The following is a 22,065-nucleotide window of genomic DNA, read 5'->3' as shown; positions in this document are numbered from 1 at the left end:
CAAATATTTAATTTCTGAGAGACTTTAAAAATAAAAAACCTAAAGGATATTTCCCTTAGGTTTAAAATTCCTAGATATATCCTCATCTCTCAGCTTATGCTGCAGGATTTAGCACCTTATATGCGCTTTCATATAGGTTGCTGGGTTTCACAGGGCCAGTCCCTCCACCGCTCTTGATAAGTATTTAATTTTAATTTACTAAATTTTAACTGTAATTATATAATAAAAAATTATTATTGTAAAGAGTTTTTTTATATTCTTAGAAATTTTTTTACTTATCCACTATTTTGTATTTAAATAAATTTATTTGAAATTATTACAAAAATATGTATAATATATAATATATTCATTTAATATTTATGTGAATTTAATTAAAATTCTAATTAAACATTAAATTAAATATAATATTTATAGTGTGAGGTGTAAAAATGAAAAAAAAATTTATTAAAATGCTATGCTCAGTAGCTATATGTTGTATGATAAGTACAAGCTGTATAGCTAAAGTATCTGCATCCCCTTCTAATAATACCAAAGCTAATTCTAATGAAATTAGTATTCTAGAAGATAGTAGTAAATCTGAAAGAATCCCTTCTACTAAATCTAAACCTTTAGGTTTAAATGCTACAAAAACTAATACATCAAAGTATTCCTTTAGTGATTTAAACAAACTAAATAATAAAGAAATTCTAGATTTAACTTCAAAAATAAAATGGAATGATATTTCAGATCTTTTTCAGTACAACAAAGATAGTTATGCTTTTTATTCAAATAAAGAACGTGTACAAGCTTTAGTAGATGGTTTATATGAAAAAGGTTGTAGCTATACTGACACTGATGACAAAGGAATTGATACACTAGTTGAAATTTTAAGATCCGGATTTTATTTAGGATATTATAATGATTCTTTAAAATATTTAAACGATAGATCTTTTCAAGATAAATGTATTCCCGCAATGATTGCTATAGAGAATAATAAAAATTTCAAACTAGGTGAAAAAGGTCAAGATACAGTAATAAACGCTTTGGGTAAACTTATAGGGAATGCCTCTTGTAATGCTGAAGTAGTTAACAAAACAATGCCTATTTTAGAACAATATTATAGAGAAATGAACAAATATCCAAAGGATAAATTAAAAGCAGATGCCGTATATAATCTTATGAAAGAGATAAATTATGATATCTCACAATATGCATATGATCATAATATTAGAGATGGTAAAAACACTCCTTGGTCCAGTAAAATAGATCCTTTCATAAATACAATTTCAAAATTTGCAGGTATATCTAAAGTTACAGAAGATAATGGCTGGATTATAAATAATGGTATTTATTATACTAGTAAATTTGCTATATATCATAGCAATCCATCTATTCCTCATTCAGTAATGGACAAATGTCTTCAAATACTTCCTGCTTATAGCGAACAATACTATATTGCGGTAGAAAGAATAAAGGAAGATTTTAATTGTAAAGATTCAAAGGGAAATGTTATAGACATTAATAAATTACTTGAAGATGGTAAAAAACATTATTTACCTAAAACTTATACTTTTGACAACGGAAAAATGATTATAAAGGCTGGAGATAAAGTAGAGGAATCAAAAATTCAAAGACTTTATTGGGCGTCTAAGGAAGTACAATCTCAATTTCATAGGATAATAGGTAATGATAAACCTTTAGAGTCAGGCAATGCTGATGATGTGTTAACTATGGTAATATACAATAGTCCAAAAGAATATAAACTAAATAGAACTTTATATGGATATAGTGTAGATAATGGTGGAATATATATCGAAGGAATTGGTACTTTCTTTACTTATGAAAGAACTCCAGAAGAAAGCATATATAGCCTTGAAGAACTTTTCCGTCATGAGTTTACTCATTACTTACAAGGGCGTTATTTAGTACCAGGATTATTTAATGAAGGTGATTTTTATAAAGGAAATAGCGGAAGAATCACATGGTTTGAAGAAGGTTCTGCTGAATTTTTTGCAGGCTCAACTAGAACTTCTGTATTACCAAGAAAATCAATGGTTGGTGGACTTTCTGAAAACCCTAAAGAAAGATTTAACGCAGATAAGATATTACATTCAAAATATGATGATGGATGGGAATTCTATAAATATGGATATGCTTTCTCAGATTATATGTATAATAACAATAAAAAACTATTCAGCGATTTAGTATCTACTATGAAAAATAATGATGTTAAAGGTTATGAAAACTTAATAGAAAATGCAAGTAAAGATCCTAACGTTAACAACAACTATCAAGATCACATGCAAAAACTGGTGGATAATTACAATAATTACACAATACCATTAGTATCTGATGATTACATGAAAAAATATAATAACAAAAACTTAAATGAAATAAAATCAGATATTGAAAGTACTATGGATTTAACAAATTCTCAAATAACTAAGGAAAGTTCTCAATACTTTGATACTTATACTCTAAAAGCAAATTATACATTAGATTCCAACAAAGGTGAAATTGATAATTGGAATTGTATGAATAATAAAATTAATGAATCTCTAGAGAAACTAAACAAATTAGGATGGGGCGGATATAAAACAGTTACTGCTTATTTCTCAAATCCTAGAGTAAATTCAAATAATCAAGTAGAATATGATATAGTTTTCCATGGATTATTATCTCACAATAAAGATTTTAATGAACAACCAACAATTAAATTAAATTTCCCTAAAGTATCCAATACAGATGAGGAAATCAAATTTTCTAGTGAAGGTTCAAAGGATGATGGTAAAATAGTTTCATATAATTGGGATTTTGGGGATAACACTACTAGCACAGAAAAAAATCCTGTTCATATTTATAAAAATCCTGGTACTTATACAGTAAAACTTACAGTTACAGATGATAAAGGTTTAAAAGCAGAAAAAACTTCATCTATAACTATAAATAAAGTTCTTAAAGGAAATATAGTATTAGAAAAAGAAGATAATAATGATTTTACAACTGCTAACCCAGTTTATCTTAAGGATTTAGTAAATGGATCTGTTAGTTCATCAGATAATAAAGATACTTTTTATTTTACCGTTACTAAGCCTTCAGATATAACTATAACTGTAGAAAAAACTAATAAAGATAAAAGTGAATTTAACTGGCTTTTATTTAACGATGAAGATAAATCAAACTATATTGCTTTTCCAAATAAGGAACTAGGAGATCAACTTTCTAATACTGTAAAAATAGATAAACCTGGTAAATACTATTTAGTAATTTATAAAACCCTTGGAGAAAAAGCAGACTATAAATTTAGCATAGAAGGAGCTATATTGTCATCTTCAGAAGGTGACAAAGATACTGATACTAACCCTGACAAAGATAAACTAGTTATATCAGAAAAAGAAGATAATGATTCTTTTGATAAAGCTAATAGAGTTTGTAAGAGTCAATCAGTACTAGCTACTTTAGATACTAACGATAATCGTGACACTTACTATTTTGATGCTTTAACTGCTGGAACTATAGATGTAATCATGGAAAACACTGATAATAATTCTAATATATTCAATTGGCTTGCTTACAGTAGTGACAATACCAATAATTATATTGGATATTCTACAAAAAAAGAAGGTAATAAACTTTTAGGAAGTTTTAAAGTACCTAAACCTGGAAGATATTATATATTAGCTTATAAAAATTCTTCAAATAAGATCAACTATAAATTAACTATAAATGGTGATATTGATAAGGCTCCCCTTAAAAATGAAATTCATGAAAAAGAAAACAACGATTCTTTTGAATCTGCAAATAAAATTGTACCTGATGCTCCTGTATTAGGTAGCCTAAATGGTGAAGATCTTAGAGATATCTATTCATTTGACATAAAAGAAACTAAAGATTTAAATATAAAACTAACTAATTTAAATAATTTAGGATTGACTTGGACTCTTTATAAAGAATCAGATTTAACTAATTATATTGCCTATGGATCAAAATTAGGTAATACAATAGTAGGTAACTGTCATGTAACCCCTAGTAAATATTATCTATATGTATATAAATATTCCGGTAATAGCGGTAATTATTCATTAATAATAAAATAATTTCTCAATAATAAAAATTCTAATTAATATTTTAAAACAAGAGGATGTTCAAAACTAGATTTAATTTTGAAACATCCTCTCATTTATTTATTTCTAATAATCAACAAACTAAAAATTGAAATACTTACTTTTTAGTAGATTCCTCATCTTTTTGTTGTTTCATAACAGAAGTTATAGTTTTGTCAAGGGTAGTTAACGCTTTAGTTATTTCATCAAGCTTTTTTTCTATTCTTAATAAAAGATATAAACTAACTGCTATAGGGAATCCCACATCACTTATAAGCTTTATTAATTGCTCATACATGGAATCCACCACCTTTTTAGAGTTTTTTATCCTCTACTATTAACTATGCTCTTCAAGTATCTTTTGCAGTTTTTTTATAGCTTTATTTTTAATATACCTTACCGAGTTATAGCTTTTATCTATAGAATTTGCCACTTTCTGAAGGCTATTATTTTTAATATAAAAGCTATTTATCACTTCTTTTTCCTCTGAGGTAAGCTTGTCTAATGCTTTATAAAGTTCATTTATATTTTCATAGGCTATTATTTCATCCTCTATAGTGAAGAAATATTCATTCCCTTTATCTGATATATTTTCATCTGGTATTTCTCTATGATGCTTTATCTCTCCTTTTAATAGAGCTTTATAATTTGTTTTAATAGTTTTTATACAATAGGGAATAAATTTACTTTCCTCCCCTTTAAACATATTAGCAGCCTTTATAACGGAAAGATATCCATGCTGTACTAAATCTTCATATTCATAACATGAAATTCTCCACTTTGAAGCCTCTTTTAATATAATTGGAGTAAAATATGCTATAATTTTGTTCAAAACTTCTGTATCTCCTTCTTTATATTTTTCTAGTAGCTTGTACAATACAAACACCATCCTCTTATTAATAAAAAATTATAGCTCTATCTACTATTCATATTATTTATACATCTCCTTAAGGTTGTCTACTAATTTAAAATTATGAAATATTTAATTATAAAAAAGAAATAGTTTCTACACTATTTTTTTAATTTAAATTTATTTTATATATATAACTTATCCTGGATATTGCATTAATACACTTATTAACATAGTCCTCATTGTTTAAATTCATCTTTTTAATTATTTTTAATATACTTATATGGAATAAATAATTAAGGTGAGTATATGTTTTTTAGAATTCCAGAAGAAATTAATGGTACTAAAGATAAAATATATATTTTAGATACCAAATGTGCAGATGTAAACGGTGATGGATTCGATGAAATTATAACAGTTACAGGTAAAAAACCCTATGGTGAAAATGGTTTTATTGAAGATATAGCCCTTAATGTAAAAAATAAAAAAACTAATGTTGATATAAGTATAAAACCAAAGGAAAATGCAGGTTATGATCCAAATCTATTTATAGGTAAATTTGGAGAAGATAATATTCCTAAAGTATTTCTCTCTATAAATTCTGGAGGCAGCGGTGGATATTATTTTAACTATATTTATTCCTTTAAAGATAATATTGCAAGACTTATTTTTGATTATGAAAAATTTAGTAAAGATAATGAATATGCCGCAGTATATGAAGACTATTATAAAGTAAGAGTAAAATCCTTAAAAGGTAATTTAGAAGGAATAATTGATCTTACAGCTATAAGAGATAAAGAATACTTATCACAAATTTATAATGAAAATGGTAAGCTTAAAGAACCTATAAAAGCTGAAGTTTTATTCCTTAGTAATTTATCTCCTTTAAGTTTAAATGGTTCTGATATCTTTAATCTGCTTACCCATCAAAGAATTATAGGTCTTTATAATGCTGATACTCTAGGCTCAGTAGAATCTATTCTTAAGTGGGATGGTTATCAATTTTACTCTATTGTGACTCAACTTGTAGTATTGATGTAAAAATATTTTTAATTAAAACCTATAAAAACAAAGAATTAAGCCTTATCTAAATATTGTATGAATCTATTTAGGTAAGGCTATTTATATTCTATGAAAATTTTTTAGAACATAGATCTAAGACAATATTTACTATATAAAATTTCTTTTTAACTTAAAAACACTTATTAAAAATTAAAATTACTTAAAATAACTTAAAAACACTTGATAAATTACTTATATTAACTTATAATTAACTTATAATTAACTTATAATATTTCTGATCTGGAGGTATAAAGTTTTGTATCAAGAAGAAAGAATGAATAAAATATTAGAATATTTAAAAATAAATAAACGAATAAAAGTAGATGAAATATGTAAAATGTGCAATGTTTCAAGAGATACTGCAAGACGGGACCTTGTAAATCTTGAAAAAGAAGGAGCAATTCTTCGAACCCATGGTGGTGCCATATTACCTAATACAAGAGGTAAAGTAAAAAACTATGAAGACCGTCTTCTTGCTTATCCTGCTGAAAAAAAACTTATAGCAAAACTTGCAACATCTTTAATCAAAAACACAGATAAATTAATAATGGATTCATCAACCACAGTACAAATTTTTGCAGAAATGCTTGAAGTAGATAATTTATCTGTTATAACCAATTCAATAAATTTGGCACATACATTATCAAAAAAAACTAATATAGACATTCATTTATTAGGAGGAATTTTAGATTGTGAATATAAATTTTTATATGGTTCTAGTACCATAGCTATGCTTTCCAATTATTTTGCTGATAAAGCATGTATAGGTGCCCTTGGAATATCAGAAAAGGGTATAACTGTAGCTCATGCAGAGGATGCTTCTGTTATGAAAAAAATGATTGAACAATCTAATGAAACTATAGTTTTAGTAGACCACAGTAAATTCGGTAACAATAGTTTTTTTAAAGTATGTGATTTATGTGATATTGATTTAATAGTTACAGATAAATTACCAAATAAAGATTTAACTAAAATATTTGAAAAAAATAACATAGATATTATGGCTGTAAATGAGAAAGGTTAAGGTGCATAATGATGAAGTTAATAGCATTAGATTTAGATGGTACTCTATTAAATAATAAAAGCATCATAAGTAATGAAAATAGAGATGCCATTAGATATGCTCAAAATAAAGGAGTAGAAATCACGATTTCCACAGGACGCCCTCATTTTGATGTGTGTTCTATATGTGAAAAAGCAAATATATCTACACATATAATTGGAAATAATGGTGCTTCTATTCATTTTAAAGATAAGAAAAAATTATACTCTATAGGTATAGATAAAAACGATGTAAAAGAAATATTACATTGGTTAACTGATAAAAACTTTTATTATGAGGTATCTACAAATAAAGCTATTTATACTCCTTTTAATGGAAAAGATATGTTGAAAATAGATGCAGATAAAGTAATTAGCAGCAATCCTAAATCTGTAAACATAGAAGAAATCTATGAATCCTGTGAAAAGCAACTTATTCAATCAGGCTTTGTTTTTGTAGATAATTATAAAGAAATATTAAGTAAAGATGATGATTTTTATAATATACTTGCATTTTCTTTTGATGAAAAAAAGAGAAAAGCTGGTATGGATTACTTTAAAAACTTAGATAAATTTTCAGTGTTCTCTTCTGGGGATCATAACTTTGAAATAGTTAACAAACATACTTCAAAGGGAGCTTCATTAGAAAGATTAGCCTCAAATTTAAACATATCCCTAGAGGAAACTATGGCCTTTGGTGATAATTATAATGATATATCTATGTTTGAAAAGGTAAAATATAGTGTTGCTATGGGCAATGCAGATGAAAATATTAAATCAATATGTAAACTGGTCGCAGATACTAATTATAACAATGGAGTAGCAAAAATGATTTATAAATTCATTGGCTAACTTTATAGAATATATTAAAACAATAAAAATTAATTAATCTCTTGTGGGCGTGACCTTTTGGGCGTAACCATAAGTTATTAATAGGGACAGGAATATTATATCCTGTCCTTTTAATTACATATTTTAAAGTTAACTTTATTTTATTCAATTAAACTACACCTAATTTATACATACATTCCTATAGGCATTATATGTATGGCTGGTGCTTTTATTTCTGTTATGATACTCTTAGGTGTAACTATATTATTACTTCTAAGTATATCTAAGTATGGCTCTAAAGAATTTATGAAATCTATATAATAATCTTCCATACCTGTTTTATCTAATAAACATATACTTCCTTTATTATTTTCACATCTTAAAACCTTACCTAATACTCTACAGGGAAAATATGAATTATCATATATACTTTTGCTACAAAAGCACTTTTTATCCACACTTAATACTGCTTTGCATTGATTGAATCTTGTTACCACATTTGCGTAATCATTTGTTTCCAAAAGTTTCTTTAGAATTTCTAGTTGTTTTTCTATTATAGTGTAATTAGTAATAGCTTTTTCCATATCTGTATTTTGCAATAATTTATTTAACTCCTTAGAATCATAACACTTTATAATATCTAATAAATTTGTTATTTCATTACAAGTAGACTCTGATATAATATTTGAATCAAACTCAACGTATTCTCCTGGAATTAAATTATTATTAAAAATATCCTGGTCTGTAATATACCTTAGCATATTCTTATTTATGAGAGTATTTCTTAAATCATAAAACAAATAAAACTTAGTATATATTCTTTTTATTGTCAATTCATTTCTATTAACGGACCTGTCATCTAAAGACCCGGAAAAATCATTTACCATACTTTGTGAAATATCCTCTATTTTATTATGCTCTTTATCATTATTAGATATCTTATTATCTTCTGACCTTTGATTTTTACGGCCAGTTTGAAGCCTTATAAAATCACTTTTATCTCTCATAAATCTTATAGATTTACTTTCTATAAATCCATCTATTACTATAGGATAAATATCTGATAACAGCTTCTCATTTAAATAAATAGGCATAGGCATTAATTCATTCAAAGATGATCTGATTTAATTAATCAGACTTTTCACCTACCTTATATATTGATACTTATCATATCTATATATATTTTATAAAAAAATTATAAATTACTTTTTTTGTTATGCTTATCTTAAGGGAATCTTTCCTATAATATTTATAAAATTTTTCATATCCGTAATACAATTTCACGTTATCATTTTCTTTTTCTTTGAACATAAAATTCTCCAACATATTACATGATATATTTAGAGGATTTTCATCATTAATTATTTTTATTTCTTAATATATAAAATCTTTACACTAATAATTAAACAAATCTATTTAATTATTGTTATTATTTAAAGCAACATCTTCTATTTTAGACCTTTCATGTCTAAAGGTTAATCCTATAATAGTTGCTATAATCATTAATACTGCTGCTACTATATATGCAGAATTATAATTTCCTGTAGAATCAAAAATAGCTGCTGCTGTCATAGGTCCTATAATTCCTCCAATTCCCCAGCCTGTATAAATTAATCCATAGTTAATTCCAAAATTCTTTACTCCATATCTATCTGTAGCTGCAGCAGGAAATATTGCAAATCCTGCACCATAACATAATCCTGCTATAGCTACTCCTATTGATAAAAGTACTACATTAGAATATCTAGGAAACATAAACATATTTATTCCTTGGAAAATAAATATCAATTTCATAAGATTTATTCTATCCATTTTATCTGATAAAGTACCACCTAATACTCTACCAAGTGTATTAAATATGGCAAGTAAAATAACTAATATAAATCCCCCCTGCCAATTTACCTGAATTTTCGCAATATTGGATATATGACCTATGATCATTAGTCCTGCTGAAGATGAAAATGCTAGCATTAGCCAAAGTTTATAAAAGTCTGCAGTCCTGATCATTTCTTGCCATGTACAATCCTTTGATGATTTTATCTCTTTTTTATCCTTAGAATTAATATTTTTATGTATAAAGTCTTCCGGTGGATTTTCTAAAAATTGTGCTAAAAGTACTGACAAAATTAAAGCACCTACTCCTATATATATAAAAGTTTTAGATAAACCAACTGTTTTTATTAAATAATTTGCTAATGGTGAATAGAATGCTGATGATAAACCTATTCCAGCTACTACTATTCCTGTGACCATTCCTTTTTTTTCATGTGGAAACCATTTTACCACCGGCGGTGCAGTAGAAGCATTTATAGTACCTATCCCTGCTCCCGCTATTATCCCCATAGTTAAAATCATTATATTAGGTTCTGTAAATATTCCTGAAAAAATAAGTCCTACTCCCATCAATATTCCACCTAAAGTTACTGTAAGTTTTGGCCCCTTTAAATCCTGAACTTTTCCAAATACCACCATAGCAATTACAAAGGATACTGTAATCACTGTATAAGGAAGGGAGGCCTGCTTGCTTGTCCAATTAAGATCATTAATTAATGATTTACTTATAACACTCCATATGTAAATTAAACCTGCAATAAAGTTGGTCGATGTTGCTACCCACAACACCCTATAGGATTTTTTATTCATTTTTAGTCCCCTTTCTGAAAACCTTTTAATTTCATATTGTTTTTAATTATATCATCTAAAAATATACTCTACAATATATATTTACTGCTTTTAAGAGGTTCTATATCTTTTTATGTAAACTTTTACATAAATCATGTTTAATTCTATAGTTATGTTATTTTATATCTTTTATATTTTTACTACAAATTAGATCTTATTTATAAGATAAGATTTGTTTAAATAGTATGTATATATTTTTGTTAAGAAATTTGTAAGAAATATCATACCTGTTTTGTTAAAAAGTTACTATATAATTGAACTATTCAAAGGTCATTATTCATTAAAAATCAGTTTAAAATTCTATAACAAAAAACAGTTCATTAAAAATTAAGGCTGACTTTTGTAGCCTATTTAGGAGGTAATAAAAATGGTATAATTTATTTGGTAAAGAAAGGATGGGACAAAATATGATTGAATATAAGGTTTTAATAGTTGATGATGAAGATGAAATAAGGGAAGCTATAGAAATTTATTTGAAAAATGAAGGTATAACTGTTTTTAAAGCTAAGGATGGAATAGATGCATTAATGCTTTTAGAAGACCAGGACATCCATCTTATTATAATGGATATTATGATGCCTAAAATGGATGGTATTAAGGCAACCTTCAAAATTAGAGAAAATAAAAACATTCCTATAATAATGCTTTCAGCTAAATCTGAGGATACGGATAAAATATTAGGGCTTAATATAGGGGCAGATGATTATGTTACAAAACCCTTTAATATGTTAGAACTAGTAGCTAGAGTAAAATCTCAACTTAGAAGATATGTAAACTTAGGAAACTACAAAGAAACTGAGGATAAAGTTGTGGCAGGATCTCTTATATTAGATAAGAAAAGGAAAATAGTATCTGTAGATGAAAAAGAAATAAGACTTACTCCTATTGAATATAAAATACTGGAGCTTTTAATAGAAAACAAAGGAAGAGTTTTTTCTATTGAAGAAATATACGAAAAAGCTTGGAAGGAACCCTATTATAATGGTGAAAACACTGTAGCTGTACATATAAGAAGAATAAGAGAAAAAATTGAAATTAATCCTAGAGAACCTAGGTACTTGCAGGTGGTGTGGGGAATTGGTTACAAAATCCAAGAATAAATTTATCTATATAATATGTTTCATTGTAGGCATATATATGATATCTCTTTCAGTTTTAACTGGTTATGATTTAATAAAAAACAGAACGTGTCTTGTGAAAGATCCTTATTTTAGCAGCAAAGAGTTTGATGAAGAACTACAATCTTATTGCAACAATTTATATAACTTTCATATAACCTATAAAAATTTTAATGATAAAATTGCAGAAAGTAGAGTTACTAAAGAACAAATAACAACCTTAAAATCATTTTATGAAGATAATATACTAAGTTCTCAAATGACTATCAAAGATGAATATAATAGTTTTTTATCAGAAGCTGAACAATCTGGTGATAAAAACAAGCTCGCTAAATTAACTCAACAAAGAGATGAAAAACTTAAAGAAGTAGAAAAAGAAAATACTAAAACTGAGACTGAGTTAAAAAAAGAAATTGCATTATGGTCTTACAATGACTATAAAAACATAAAAAAAGCTATAGAATCTAAAAGAGAGATAAAATACTATATTAAAAACACCTTAACTAAAGAAGCTTATACTAATTTAGAACCTAAAACTAATATAGATAGATATATAAAAAATAATTCTATTTATTCTATAAGTTTTCCATTAAAATCTCGAAAAGCCGAAAAATTTTCAGAAACCAATAATTTACTTAATTCTTTTAACTGGGAAGGATATATTATAATTACAAAGGATTTTAATTCTAATGGTTATATATTAAAAAATTATAATTATTATAATTCCATTAGAGATAGGCTTGTAAAAGAAATAATTATAGGTATATCTTCCTTAATCATAGGAATTTTTATATTAACTCTGTTTAAAAAAAGAAATTGCTTAAATCCCCCTATCTTAAATAAAATAAAAAAAATATATAATAATATCCCTTTAGATTTAAAATTATTTATATTTATTTTATATACTGCTGTAATGGGAAATTATTTAATAAATCTTAGTTTTTTTTATAAACCCTTAGGAATTAATCACTTTATTGTTACTACTCTATTAAGCATTTATGTTTTATATTTCATATTCAATTTTAAATATGCTATAAAGTTAAAAAAAGATAAAAATGAGTTTTTAATTCAATATAAGGGCAGCCTAATTAACAAATTATTAAATGTTATTAAAAACAGTAATTTTAATAACAATATTAAATTAAAATTAGTTTCTATTATAACATTTTTTGCTCTATTAGGTGCATTTATACTATTATTATTGCTACTAGGATTTCATAATATATTAAGTGCCTTTATTATAATCATACTACTTTATATAATTTTACTTATAAGATACTTATTTAAAAAGGCTGATTATTTAAATGAAATATTAAAAGCCACAGAAGAAATAACCTGTGGAAATTTAGATTATATTATAAAAGAAAATAAAGGAGGTGTCCTAGGTAAAATAGCCCATAATATTAATAACATGAAAGAAGGCTATAAAAGATCTCTAGAAGAACAGATTAAAAGTGAAAGATTAAAAACTGAACTTATAACCAATGTATCTCACGATTTAAAAACTCCTCTTACCTCTATAATAAATTATATAGATTTACTTAAAAAAGAGAATTTAAGCAAAGACGAAGTTAATGCATACATTTCTGTTTTAGATAGAAAATCTGAAAGACTTAAATCCCTTATAGAGGATTTATTTGAAGCATCAAAGATGTCCAGTGGTGCGGTAGAGTTAAATATTGAAAAAATAGATGTAACAGCTTTATTAAAACAATCCATAGCAGAATTTGAAGAAAAAATCACAAAATCCTCTCTAGAACTTAAATTTAAATATGATAATAATAAAACTTATGCAAATCTAGATGGAAAGAAAACCTGGAGAGTATTTGAAAATTTAATAAACAATATTATAAAGTATTCTCAACCTAATACTAGAGTATATGTAGATTTAATAGAAACAAATACTAAAATAATAATTACTATGAAAAATATCTCACGCTATGAAATGAACTTTACTTCTGATGAAATATTTGAAAGATTTAAAAGAGGAGATAAGGCTAGAAACACAGAAGGATCTGGCCTCGGTCTTGCTATTGCCAAAAGTATTGTAGAACTCCAAGGTGGAAACTTAAACATTAATATTGATGGGGACCTTTTTAAGGTTACTGTAGAGTTTAACAAGTAATATATTTAACTTTAATTCCGCTAATATAAAAAATAAGATTCTTTATATATTATTCTAATATCTTATAACTACTCTCAAAAATGTATAATTTATAATTTTTGTAAATAGTCAATTATTGTAAAACTTAAAATATTTATACCAGTTCTTATAAAGCTCCAAAGCAAAAACATACCTATTAAAAATAGGTATGTTTTTTAAAAGATGTGCTTTTTTATAACTAAATACATGATAATGGTCTATTATTATGTATTTAGTTATTATTTACTTTAAATAATTATTTTAAAATATTAACTATACTTAAAACAATTTACTTTAACATGGATGAGTATAGTTAGCAATTATTTTTACCTTTACATCTGAATCTGAACATAGATCTCTTGTTGGAAGAATAAAGCTAAATCTCCTACTAACGTCTGTACATGGTGAGCTCATTCTATTCTCTGAACAGCCACATCCTCCGCCGCCCTTACCTCTTACAATAAAGGTTTGAGATTTAAAAGCTAATACTTCACCGGATCTATCTATAATTATACAACCTACAGTTAATTCCTTTCCAATACAAGCATTTCTTAAATCCACATTTACTTGTAATAATCTTGATGTATCTGCTACATTTATAGGATCTAACGTTACTCTTTTACAAATTTCACAAGGTTCAAAATGAATGAAATTTTTTCCTTCATCTGCATTACAAAACTCTGATATAGTAAAGGAATTTATATCTAAAAGTTCTCTGTTTCCCATCTTTTCTTCTGAAGATTTACTCATAACATTTTCCTCCTTTAGCTGATTTAAATTGTTTTAATTAAACAGTCTATACTATACTATATTAATAGGTATAAAAAAATGTTACATCTCTTTTTCCTTATTAAGAATCCTCGTCTTGCCAATTCATATCATATTCCACATTTATATCTACGGAGTTTTCCTTTAACTTTTTCATATCCAATTCACTAAAATCAGTTTCTTTTAAATTTGATTCTTTTGAGCTTATATTATATAAACCTTTTAATAAACTTTTTAATGAATCTGTTTCCTCTAAGTTTTTATCCTCTGCTTGCTCTATATTTTCATATTGTACTTCTTCTTTTAAATCTATATCTTCTATATTTTCATATTGTACTTCTTCTTTTAAATCCTCATCTTCTATATTTTTATATTGTACTTCTTCTTTTAAATCTTCATCTTCTATATTCTCATATTGTACATCTTCTTTTGAGTCTTTATCTTCTATATTCTCATATTGTACCTCTTCTTTTAAATCTGCATCTTCTATATTTTCATATTGTACTTCCTCTTTTGAATCTGCATCTTCTATATTTTCATATTGTACTTCTTCTTTTAAACTTGCATCTTCTATATCTCTATATTGTACCTCTTCTTTTAAATCTATATCTTCTATATTTTCATATTGTACTTCTTCTTTTAAATCTGCATCTTCTATATTTTCATATTGTACATCTTCATTGAAATCTATATCTTCTATATTTTCATATTGTACTTCTTCTTTTAAATCTTCATCTTCTATATTTTCATATTGTACATCTTCATTGAAATCTACATCTTCTATATTTTCATACTGTACTTCCTCATCGAAATCTACATCTTCTATATTTTCATATTGTACTTCTTCTTTAAAATCTGCATCTTCTATATTTTCATATTCTACTTCTTCTTTAAAATCTGCATCTTCTATATTTTCATATTGTACTTCTTCTTTTAAATCTATTTCTTGTTCAAAATTTTCTTCTTTATCTATAACTTTTTTATTTTTATATTTTTTTTCTGAAATTGTACCCATTGCAATTAATAAGGATACTGAAAATTTATTTTCATTTAAAGAGTCAATAAAAGCTTCTTCAATAAATAAAGTTGGTTTTAAGTTGTCCGTATAGTCACTTTCTACTGGTAAAAACTCTGAAATAATTTTATTAATTTCAGTAGAATAAATGTTCTCATCATATGGATTTTCTAAAAACAATACTCTTATGTTTATGCATCCTTCCATAAAGATTTTATACTGCCCTTGAGTAAATATATATTTCCATTCTCTTATTTTAGGTTCTAAAAAAACCTTTAAAATTTGTCCTATCTTTGGATTATTATTTACAAGACTTATAGTATATGATTTGCAAAATTCCTTATATGGATATTGTATATTATATTTACTTATTTCCTCTTCAGAAGTAATACCTAATATTTCTATAGGCTTATTTTCCATGATAACTCTCCTTCCTTATATAATTTATCCCTTCTTAATAGTTTATGTTTTTTTATTTATAATGTGTAAACTTTAAGAAATAGAAGTATGCATAAAAAATTAATATTACCTAAAATATACTAAATTGGATCATATATAAAATAGAACTCTATTATAAAAAAATTACTCCAGATAAAAATATAGTATTATATGATACTAATGGAAAAGATGCTAAAGAAGTAGTAAAATATTTAAGTAATAAAGGATATTGAAACTAAAATTCCTACTAATAAAGAAATAATTGATACTCTGCCGAATTTGAAGAATAAAAACAACCTTTCATTTTAAATCTTAAGCAAATAATTTAATATTTGCAGTCTAGGTTATACTAATAGTAAATATATATATAGAAAGGATGATACTAAACTATGAAATTTGATTTTTTTAAAATAGAAACCTTTATACCAGAAGAATATATAAAAGAATTAAGAAAAGCATTAAACCATATAGGAGCTCTTACAGTAGGAGGAAATTATGATAACTGTATGGCAGTTTCTAAAGTTAAAGGTTCCTGGAGAGCTCTAGAGGGAGCAGACCCCTTTAATGGACAAATAGGTGAAATATGTGAAGCAGAAGAATATAAAGTAGAGTTTTGCTGTACTAAAGAAGTATTGAAAAATACAATAACTACTATAAAAAAAGTACATCCTTATGAAATACCAGTAATAAATATAATTCCAATATTAAATTCATTTGAATAGAAAAAGGACAACCTAAATGGGTATCCTTTTTCTTTCATTAATTGTATAATTATCACTATCCACATAATTATATGTTTAATTTATTTTATTAATTATATTATTCTCATCACAGCTAAAACTATTAAGATTATTCCTGATAACCAGGATAAATTAAGTTTTGATTTCTCAACAAATTTTTTTCCTGCAAATAATCCAATGTATATAAAAATAAAATGAGCTACTAAAGATAATAAGATTATTTGTATATAATTTACATTACCTAAACTACTTCCTAATCCTATAGCTAAAGAATCTAAAGAAAGGGCTGCAGCAAGATACAAAGCTTCTTTAGGATTAAGATTCTTTGAATGATCTATATCTGCTTTAGTTTCGTCAATACATATATCTATTATAAAATTTAAATCTGAAAACTTTATCTCTAACTTTTTATTAGAATTTCTATTCTTTTTTACATAATTTTTTACAATACTATCAAACAGATAGTATATTCCAAATAAACACAATATAATAAAACTTATTATTGAAGTAATTTTAATAGGCACAAATTTTTTTATTACAGAGCCTAAAAAAAGTGATACCCCAAGAACACTTGAACAAATAATATTTATTATTGTTGCAGAAACAAAAGGAATTTTTATTTTATTTGTTCCATAAGCAATACTGGCCACAAAAGCATCTAAAGATACAGCTAACACTAATAGTAATGATTCTATCACTTAATCACCTCGCTTACATAAATATATAAACTGATAGCTAAGTATTTAATTTTTATATAATTTAACTATTAATATGGTATTCTGCTATTTATAAATAGTTACAATATTAAAGTTATAACTTTTCCAAAAGAGATTTATTTAATGATACATATAAATATATTTATTAAATAACAATAAAAAGTTTAAATCCACACAAAAAAACCGCACTCCAGTTAAATACCAAAGTACAGCTTAAAAATAAACATCCTATTAAAAAAAATTTATAATATACCTAACCCTCTATGCAGAACCAATAGAAAATTACTATGGACAGTTCATAAACTAAACATTAAAAACTGTCCAACACTTTTTTAAATTTCTATTTTTGCTTCAACCCCAAAATGATCTGAAATTATTTCTTTATTTATTCCGTTAAATATAACCCTGCAGTATTCTATGTCTAAATTTTTATTAGATAATATAAGGTCTATCCTCATATTTTTTCTATTACTTTCCCAACCATCAATATTTCCAATAACAGTTACCCCATTATCTTTTGATTTTGCTAAATCATATATATCTTTAAGATTTTTATCTATAACATAATCATATCCTTCATACCTTAAAAAAGCATCATTATTAAAATCTCCCATTAGTATACAGGTTTCCTCTTCTTTTAAATCTTGAACCAATTTATTTACTTGGAATTTAAAATCTTCCTCTTCATCATCCCACCAGCCTAAATGGCAGGAATAAAGGGAAATTAGATGATTATTATAATATATTTTACATTTTATTATTTTTCTAGTTTTCCAAAAATTCCTGTCTTTACTTTTGGAAATATAAAAAGAATCTTTTTCTTTTATAGGATACTTAGTTAATATAGCAAGACCTTCTTCATATTTATCATAACCTATATGAGCAAAATCCCACAGAATTTTAAATCTATTCTCTCCTAATTTTTCAAGTTCTTTAATTAATATAAGAGCAAAATTATCCTCTTTTATATTATCAAATAATATTTTACTATTAATACTTTGACTAACCTCTTGAAGAGCAATCACATCATAATTATTTTCATATATTACCTTTGCCAAATATCTTATTTTTTCTATTTGTTTTTCTTCTTGCCACGAGTGACAATTTAAAGTAAGAACTTTCATAAATTAATCTCCTAAAATATCTTGAATATCTGACTTTAATACATCTGCCTTTGGTCCATATATAGCCTGAACCCCTTTATCCTTTACTATAAGACCTAATGCTCCAAGTCTTTTCCATTCTTTTTCCTCTGCAACTAGGCTCTTATCCTTTACTGTCACACGAAGACGAGTCATGCATGCATCTACATCTATTATATTTTCCTTTTCTCCTAGTAAACTTATTATTTTCACTGGTAATGAATCTTTATTAGCCTCTTTTCCCGTTACTTTTTCTTCTTTATTATCCTGTTCTCCTTCCATTTCTATATAATTTCCTGCTCTACCAGGCGTTGGTATATTGAATTTCTTTATTAAAAAATTAAATATTAAATAAGTTAGTACAAAATATATCACTGATACAATTGCAAAGTTTAGCATATCTTTTGTAATTCCAGCCTTTATCATCATAGGGGTACGAGCTATAAATTCAACAAATCCAAAACAGTGAACTCTTAAATTTATTAAATCTGCTAAAGCAAAAGCTGTTCCTGTAATAACTGCATAAACTCCATATAAAATTGGTGATATAAACATAAACATAAATTCTATAGGTTCTGTAACGCCTGTTAAAAATACTGCTAATGCTGCTGATAAGAAAACAGTTTTATATTTATCTCTTTTATCCTTATCTACATTTTTATACATTGCAAAAGCTACACCCAATAATGAAGCTGAAGATGTTATTACCTGTCCTACTTTAAAACGTGCAGGTATAACAGTTGTTAACAAATTATTATATTCTGTCATATTGCCGGCTGCTTTCAAATTAATTAAATCATTTGCCCAAGCAAGCCATAATGGATCTTGACCTGCAACTATAGTGCCTGCAGTTGGTCCTGTTAAAATTTTATAAGTTCCTCCAAGAGAAGTATAATTTAGTGGTACTGTTAACATATGATGAAGTCCAAAAGGTAGTAATATACGTTCCAATGATCCAAAAATGAAAGGTGCTACTATTGGTGCAGTATCCTTAGATGTTGCTATCCATTTTCCAAAAGCGTTTAACGCACCTTGAATAGAAGGCCAAATCATAGATAAAATTATTGCTGTTACTACAGATCCTAGTATAACTACAAAAGGTACAAATCGTTTTCCATTAAAGAAAGCTAAAGATTTTGGTAATTTATTAAAATTATAATACTTATTATATAAGTAAGCTCCCAAAAATCCTGAAATTATACCTATAAATACACCCATATTTAATGCTGGTGCTCCAAGTATAGTTGTAAAATAATCTTTAACTACTAATTGTCTTCCAAACATTGAAGTTACTTTTGCTGCTTCATCAGAAAACATGTCAGGTTTAACTCCGAAAATAGCTCCTGTTATTCTATTTGTAAGAATAAAAGTAAGTAATCCTGCAAAAGCTCCTCCAGCACGCTCTTTTGCCCAAGATCCACCAATTGCTACTGCAAATAGAATATGAAGATTTCCTATTATTGCCCATCCTATATCTTCTATTACTCTTGCTACAGACTGTAATAATCCCATAGAAGCCTGCATTCCTATAAGTTTACCAATACAAATCATAAGTCCTGCTGCAGGCATAACTGCCACAACAACTAGCAATGTCTTTCCAAATTTTTGCCAAAAATCAAAAGATATTAGCTTATTCCTTTTCATTTTTATCCCCCCAATATTTATAATTCTCTATCAATTTAAATTTTAAAATATTTTATAAAGTCTAGCTTCAAAAGGTTTTAATACTATTTCTGTTATATCCTCATGTTTTTCTACTGGATAATTTGAAATTATCAATTCTTTATAATTTAATTTTTCTTTATTATAGATATATTTAGCTTTCTTATTGGTTAAATTAGCAATTACTATAAATTTTTCATGCTCTAAAATTCTTGTGTAAGCATATATTTGTTCATGATATTCTAAAATCAAATTATATTTTCCATATACAAGTGCCTCATTTTTCTTTTTTATTTTTATAATTTTTTTATAAAAATTTAAAATGGAATCTAGGTTATTTTCTTGTTCCCTAACGTTTATATTTACATAGTTCGGATTAACTTTCATCCATGGTTTTTCTTTTGAAAATCCAGCATTCTCTGTAGCATCCCATTGCATTGGTGTTCTTGAATTATCTCTTGAAGTTTCCCAGACATACTTAAGAGCCTCTTCTTTTGGTATACCTTTTTTTATTTTTTCTTTATAAATATTTATAGTTTTTATATCATTATAATCCTGTATATCTTCAAACTTAACATTAGTCATTCCTATTTCTTGACCTTGATATATAAAGGGAGTCCCCTTTTGCATAAAATACATAAGAGCCAAAGCTTTTGAACTTTCTTCCCAAAAGTTTTTATCATCTCCTAAAGTTGAGACTACCCTTTGAATATCATGATTTTCTATAAATAAAGCATTCCATCCAACCCCTTCTAAGCCTTCTTGCCACTTACTTAATACTTCTTTTAATTTTTTTACTGTAGACTGTTCTTCTCGATCAACATCCCAAAGATCTAGATGTTCAAATTGAAATATCATATTAAATTTCCCATCTTTTTCTCCTACCCACTGAGGAGCTTCATTTATATTTACTCCATTAGCTTCTCCAACGGTTATTATGTCATATTTATCAAAGGTATTTTCCTTTAACTCTTTGAGATATTTTTGAATTCCTTCTACATTCATATGTTTATCAAAGGAAGGGACATATTCTAATTTTTTTGGATTAGGCATATCTTTTAATCCATCTTCTTTTTTTATATGACTTATAGCATCTACCCTAAATCCATCAATTCCTTTATCTAGCCACCAGTTAATCATCTTATATAACTCTTTTCTAACATCTTCATTTTTCCAATTTAGATCTGGCTGCTTTTTGCTAAATAAGTGAAGAAAATATTGGTCTGTATTTTTGTCATATTTCCAGGCAGAACCTTTAAATATACTTTCCCAATTGTTAGGTTCCTTTCCATTTTTACCATCCCGCCATATATAAAAATCACGTTTTGGATTATCTTTAGAAGATCTTGACTCAATAAACCATTTATGTTCATCGCTAGTATGATTTATAACTAAATCTATTATAAGTTTCATACCCTTTTCATGAACCTTTTGTAACAATTTATCAAAATCCTTCATAGTTCCAAACTCATCCATTATAGCTTTATAATCACTTATATCGTAACCGTTGTCATCATTTGGTGACTTATACATAGGACAAATCCAAATTATATCTACACCTAAATTCTTTAAATAGTCTAATTTAGAAATTATTCCCTCTATATCTCCTATGCCATCATCATTGGAATCCTTAAAACTTCTTGGATATATTTGATATGCAACAGCTTCTTTCCACCATTTCTTATTCATTAATAATCCTCCATTTGCAGTTTTGCGCAATCGTTTGCGCAAAATAGTAAAAAAATAATGCTTTAATAACATTTCTATAAGTAATT

Annotated in this window: 17 protein-coding genes and 1 riboswitch; of the genes, 7 read left to right on the top strand and 10 right to left on the bottom strand. The window is 26.2% G+C overall.

Features of this window, described 5'->3' with window-relative positions:
- Positions 1 to 79: 79 nt before the first annotated feature.
- Positions 80 to 183, bottom strand: a riboswitch (SAM riboswitch).
- Between the two features lie 245 nt (positions 184 to 428).
- Positions 429 to 4,076: a collagenase gene (locus tag ACYUEW_RS12420; RefSeq protein ID WP_460276873.1), complete on the top strand. Its 3,648-nt coding sequence runs from the start codon at positions 429 to 431 to the stop codon at positions 4,074 to 4,076.
- Positions 4,077 to 4,200: 124 nt separating this feature from the next.
- Here the strand turns inward: ACYUEW_RS12420 and ACYUEW_RS12415 are convergent, their stop codons facing one another.
- Positions 4,201 to 4,380 carry a YvrJ family protein gene (locus ACYUEW_RS12415; protein WP_003486245.1) on the bottom strand — a complete coding sequence of 60 codons (180 nt, stop codon included), beginning with the start codon at positions 4,378 to 4,380 and terminating at the stop codon, positions 4,201 to 4,203.
- 39 nt (positions 4,381 to 4,419) lie between these two features.
- Complete coding sequence (locus ACYUEW_RS12410) at positions 4,420 to 4,959, bottom strand: sigma-70 family RNA polymerase sigma factor (protein ID WP_030034920.1); 540 nt, start codon at positions 4,957 to 4,959, stop codon at positions 4,420 to 4,422.
- A gap of 282 nt (positions 4,960 to 5,241) precedes the next feature.
- Between ACYUEW_RS12410 and ACYUEW_RS12405 the strand changes: the two genes are divergently transcribed.
- From ACYUEW_RS12405 to ACYUEW_RS12395, 3 genes are all read left to right on the top strand, one after another.
- Complete coding sequence (locus ACYUEW_RS12405) at positions 5,242 to 5,973, top strand: hypothetical protein (protein WP_460276872.1); 732 nt, start codon at positions 5,242 to 5,244, stop codon at positions 5,971 to 5,973.
- Between the two features lie 277 nt (positions 5,974 to 6,250).
- A complete protein-coding gene (locus ACYUEW_RS12400; RefSeq protein ID WP_045515967.1) occupies positions 6,251 to 7,018 on the top strand; it encodes a DeoR/GlpR family DNA-binding transcription regulator in 768 nt (255 codons plus the stop codon).
- 11 nt (positions 7,019 to 7,029) lie between these two features.
- A complete protein-coding gene (locus ACYUEW_RS12395) occupies positions 7,030 to 7,887 on the top strand; it encodes a Cof-type HAD-IIB family hydrolase (protein ID WP_257413256.1) in 858 nt (285 codons plus the stop codon).
- 164 nt (positions 7,888 to 8,051) lie between these two features.
- On the opposite strand, the gene ACYUEW_RS12390 is transcribed toward ACYUEW_RS12395, so the two are convergent.
- Together ACYUEW_RS12390 and ACYUEW_RS12385 are read right to left on the bottom strand one after the other, a co-directional pair.
- Complete coding sequence (locus tag ACYUEW_RS12390; protein ID WP_139814318.1) at positions 8,052 to 8,978, bottom strand: DUF6414 family protein; 927 nt, start codon at positions 8,976 to 8,978, stop codon at positions 8,052 to 8,054.
- 304 nt (positions 8,979 to 9,282) lie between these two features.
- Positions 9,283 to 10,509, bottom strand: a complete 1,227-nt coding sequence (locus ACYUEW_RS12385; RefSeq protein ID WP_003486258.1) for an L-lactate MFS transporter — start codon at positions 10,507 to 10,509, stop codon at positions 9,283 to 9,285.
- Between the two features lie 446 nt (positions 10,510 to 10,955).
- Between ACYUEW_RS12385 and ACYUEW_RS12380 the strand changes: the two genes are divergently transcribed.
- The gene (locus ACYUEW_RS12380) at positions 10,956 to 11,648 is read left to right on the top strand and encodes a response regulator transcription factor (protein ID WP_460276871.1); all 693 of its coding nucleotides are present in this window, start codon (positions 10,956 to 10,958) and stop codon (positions 11,646 to 11,648) included.
- A 37-nt stretch (positions 11,649 to 11,685) separates the two neighbouring features.
- Positions 11,686 to 13,791: a sensor histidine kinase gene (locus tag ACYUEW_RS12375; protein WP_460276891.1), complete on the top strand. Its 2,106-nt coding sequence runs from the start codon at positions 11,686 to 11,688 to the stop codon at positions 13,789 to 13,791.
- A 312-nt stretch (positions 13,792 to 14,103) separates the two neighbouring features.
- On the opposite strand, the gene csxB is transcribed toward ACYUEW_RS12375, so the two are convergent.
- Both csxB and ACYUEW_RS12365 read right to left on the bottom strand, forming a co-directional pair.
- On the bottom strand, positions 14,104 to 14,559 hold the full coding sequence (gene csxB / locus ACYUEW_RS12370) for an exosporium protein CsxB (RefSeq protein WP_191598559.1): 456 nt from the start codon (positions 14,557 to 14,559) through the stop codon (positions 14,104 to 14,106).
- A 100-nt stretch (positions 14,560 to 14,659) separates the two neighbouring features.
- Entirely contained in the window at positions 14,660 to 16,012 is a 1,353-nt protein-coding gene (locus ACYUEW_RS12365; protein WP_460276870.1) for an RNA polymerase subunit sigma, read from the bottom strand.
- Positions 16,013 to 16,419: 407 nt separating this feature from the next.
- Between ACYUEW_RS12365 and cutA the strand changes: the two genes are divergently transcribed.
- Positions 16,420 to 16,752, top strand: a complete 333-nt coding sequence (gene cutA / locus ACYUEW_RS12360; protein ID WP_003486266.1) for a divalent cation tolerance protein CutA — start codon at positions 16,420 to 16,422, stop codon at positions 16,750 to 16,752.
- Between the two features lie 92 nt (positions 16,753 to 16,844).
- Here the strand turns inward: cutA and ytaF are convergent, their stop codons facing one another.
- The 4 genes from ytaF to ACYUEW_RS12340 all read right to left on the bottom strand — a co-directional run bounded on the left by ytaF (position 16,845) and on the right by ACYUEW_RS12340 (position 21,979).
- Positions 16,845 to 17,468 carry a sporulation membrane protein YtaF gene (gene ytaF, locus ACYUEW_RS12355; protein ID WP_003486268.1) on the bottom strand — a complete coding sequence of 208 codons (624 nt, stop codon included), beginning with the start codon at positions 17,466 to 17,468 and terminating at the stop codon, positions 16,845 to 16,847.
- A 350-nt stretch (positions 17,469 to 17,818) separates the two neighbouring features.
- Positions 17,819 to 18,610: an endonuclease/exonuclease/phosphatase family protein gene (locus tag ACYUEW_RS12350; RefSeq protein WP_257413259.1), complete on the bottom strand. Its 792-nt coding sequence runs from the start codon at positions 18,608 to 18,610 to the stop codon at positions 17,819 to 17,821.
- Positions 18,611 to 18,613: 3 nt separating this feature from the next.
- Positions 18,614 to 20,272: a PTS transporter subunit IIBC gene (locus tag ACYUEW_RS12345; RefSeq protein WP_003486272.1), complete on the bottom strand. Its 1,659-nt coding sequence runs from the start codon at positions 20,270 to 20,272 to the stop codon at positions 18,614 to 18,616.
- A 42-nt stretch (positions 20,273 to 20,314) separates the two neighbouring features.
- Entirely contained in the window at positions 20,315 to 21,979 is a 1,665-nt protein-coding gene (locus ACYUEW_RS12340) for a glycoside hydrolase family 13 protein (protein ID WP_257413260.1), read from the bottom strand.
- Positions 21,980 to 22,065 lie beyond the last annotated feature (86 nt).

This window comes from Clostridium sp. CTA-1, assembly GCF_054768215.1.
This window is presented reverse-complemented; position numbering and strand designations above follow the sequence as displayed.

Excerpts from the sequence above, each read along its gene's own strand:
- ACYUEW_RS12345 (WP_003486272.1), bottom strand. The coding sequence starts at position 20,272 with ATGAAAAGGAATAAGCTAATATCTTTTGATTTTTGGCAAAAATTTGGA.
- ACYUEW_RS12380 (WP_460276871.1), top strand. The coding sequence starts at position 10,956 with ATGATTGAATATAAGGTTTTAATAGTTGATGATGAAGATGAAATAAGG.
- ACYUEW_RS12350 (WP_257413259.1), bottom strand. The coding sequence starts at position 18,610 with ATGAAAGTTCTTACTTTAAATTGTCACTCGTGGCAAGAAGAAAAACAA.
- ACYUEW_RS12415 (WP_003486245.1), bottom strand. The coding sequence starts at position 4,380 with ATGTATGAGCAATTAATAAAGCTTATAAGTGATGTGGGATTCCCTATA.
- ACYUEW_RS12340 (WP_257413260.1), bottom strand. The coding sequence starts at position 21,979 with ATGAATAAGAAATGGTGGAAAGAAGCTGTTGCATATCAAATATATCCA.
- csxB (WP_191598559.1), bottom strand. The coding sequence starts at position 14,559 with ATGAGTAAATCTTCAGAAGAAAAGATGGGAAACAGAGAACTTTTAGAT.
- ACYUEW_RS12420 (WP_460276873.1), top strand. The coding sequence starts at position 429 with ATGAAAAAAAAATTTATTAAAATGCTATGCTCAGTAGCTATATGTTGT.
- ACYUEW_RS12385 (WP_003486258.1), bottom strand. The coding sequence starts at position 10,509 with ATGAATAAAAAATCCTATAGGGTGTTGTGGGTAGCAACATCGACCAAC.
- ACYUEW_RS12365 (WP_460276870.1), bottom strand. The coding sequence starts at position 16,012 with ATGGAAAATAAGCCTATAGAAATATTAGGTATTACTTCTGAAGAGGAA.
- ACYUEW_RS12395 (WP_257413256.1), top strand. The coding sequence starts at position 7,030 with ATGAAGTTAATAGCATTAGATTTAGATGGTACTCTATTAAATAATAAA.
- ACYUEW_RS12375 (WP_460276891.1), top strand. The coding sequence starts at position 11,686 with ATGATATCTCTTTCAGTTTTAACTGGTTATGATTTAATAAAAAACAGA.
- cutA (WP_003486266.1), top strand. The coding sequence starts at position 16,420 with ATGAAATTTGATTTTTTTAAAATAGAAACCTTTATACCAGAAGAATAT.
- ACYUEW_RS12405 (WP_460276872.1), top strand. The coding sequence starts at position 5,242 with ATGTTTTTTAGAATTCCAGAAGAAATTAATGGTACTAAAGATAAAATA.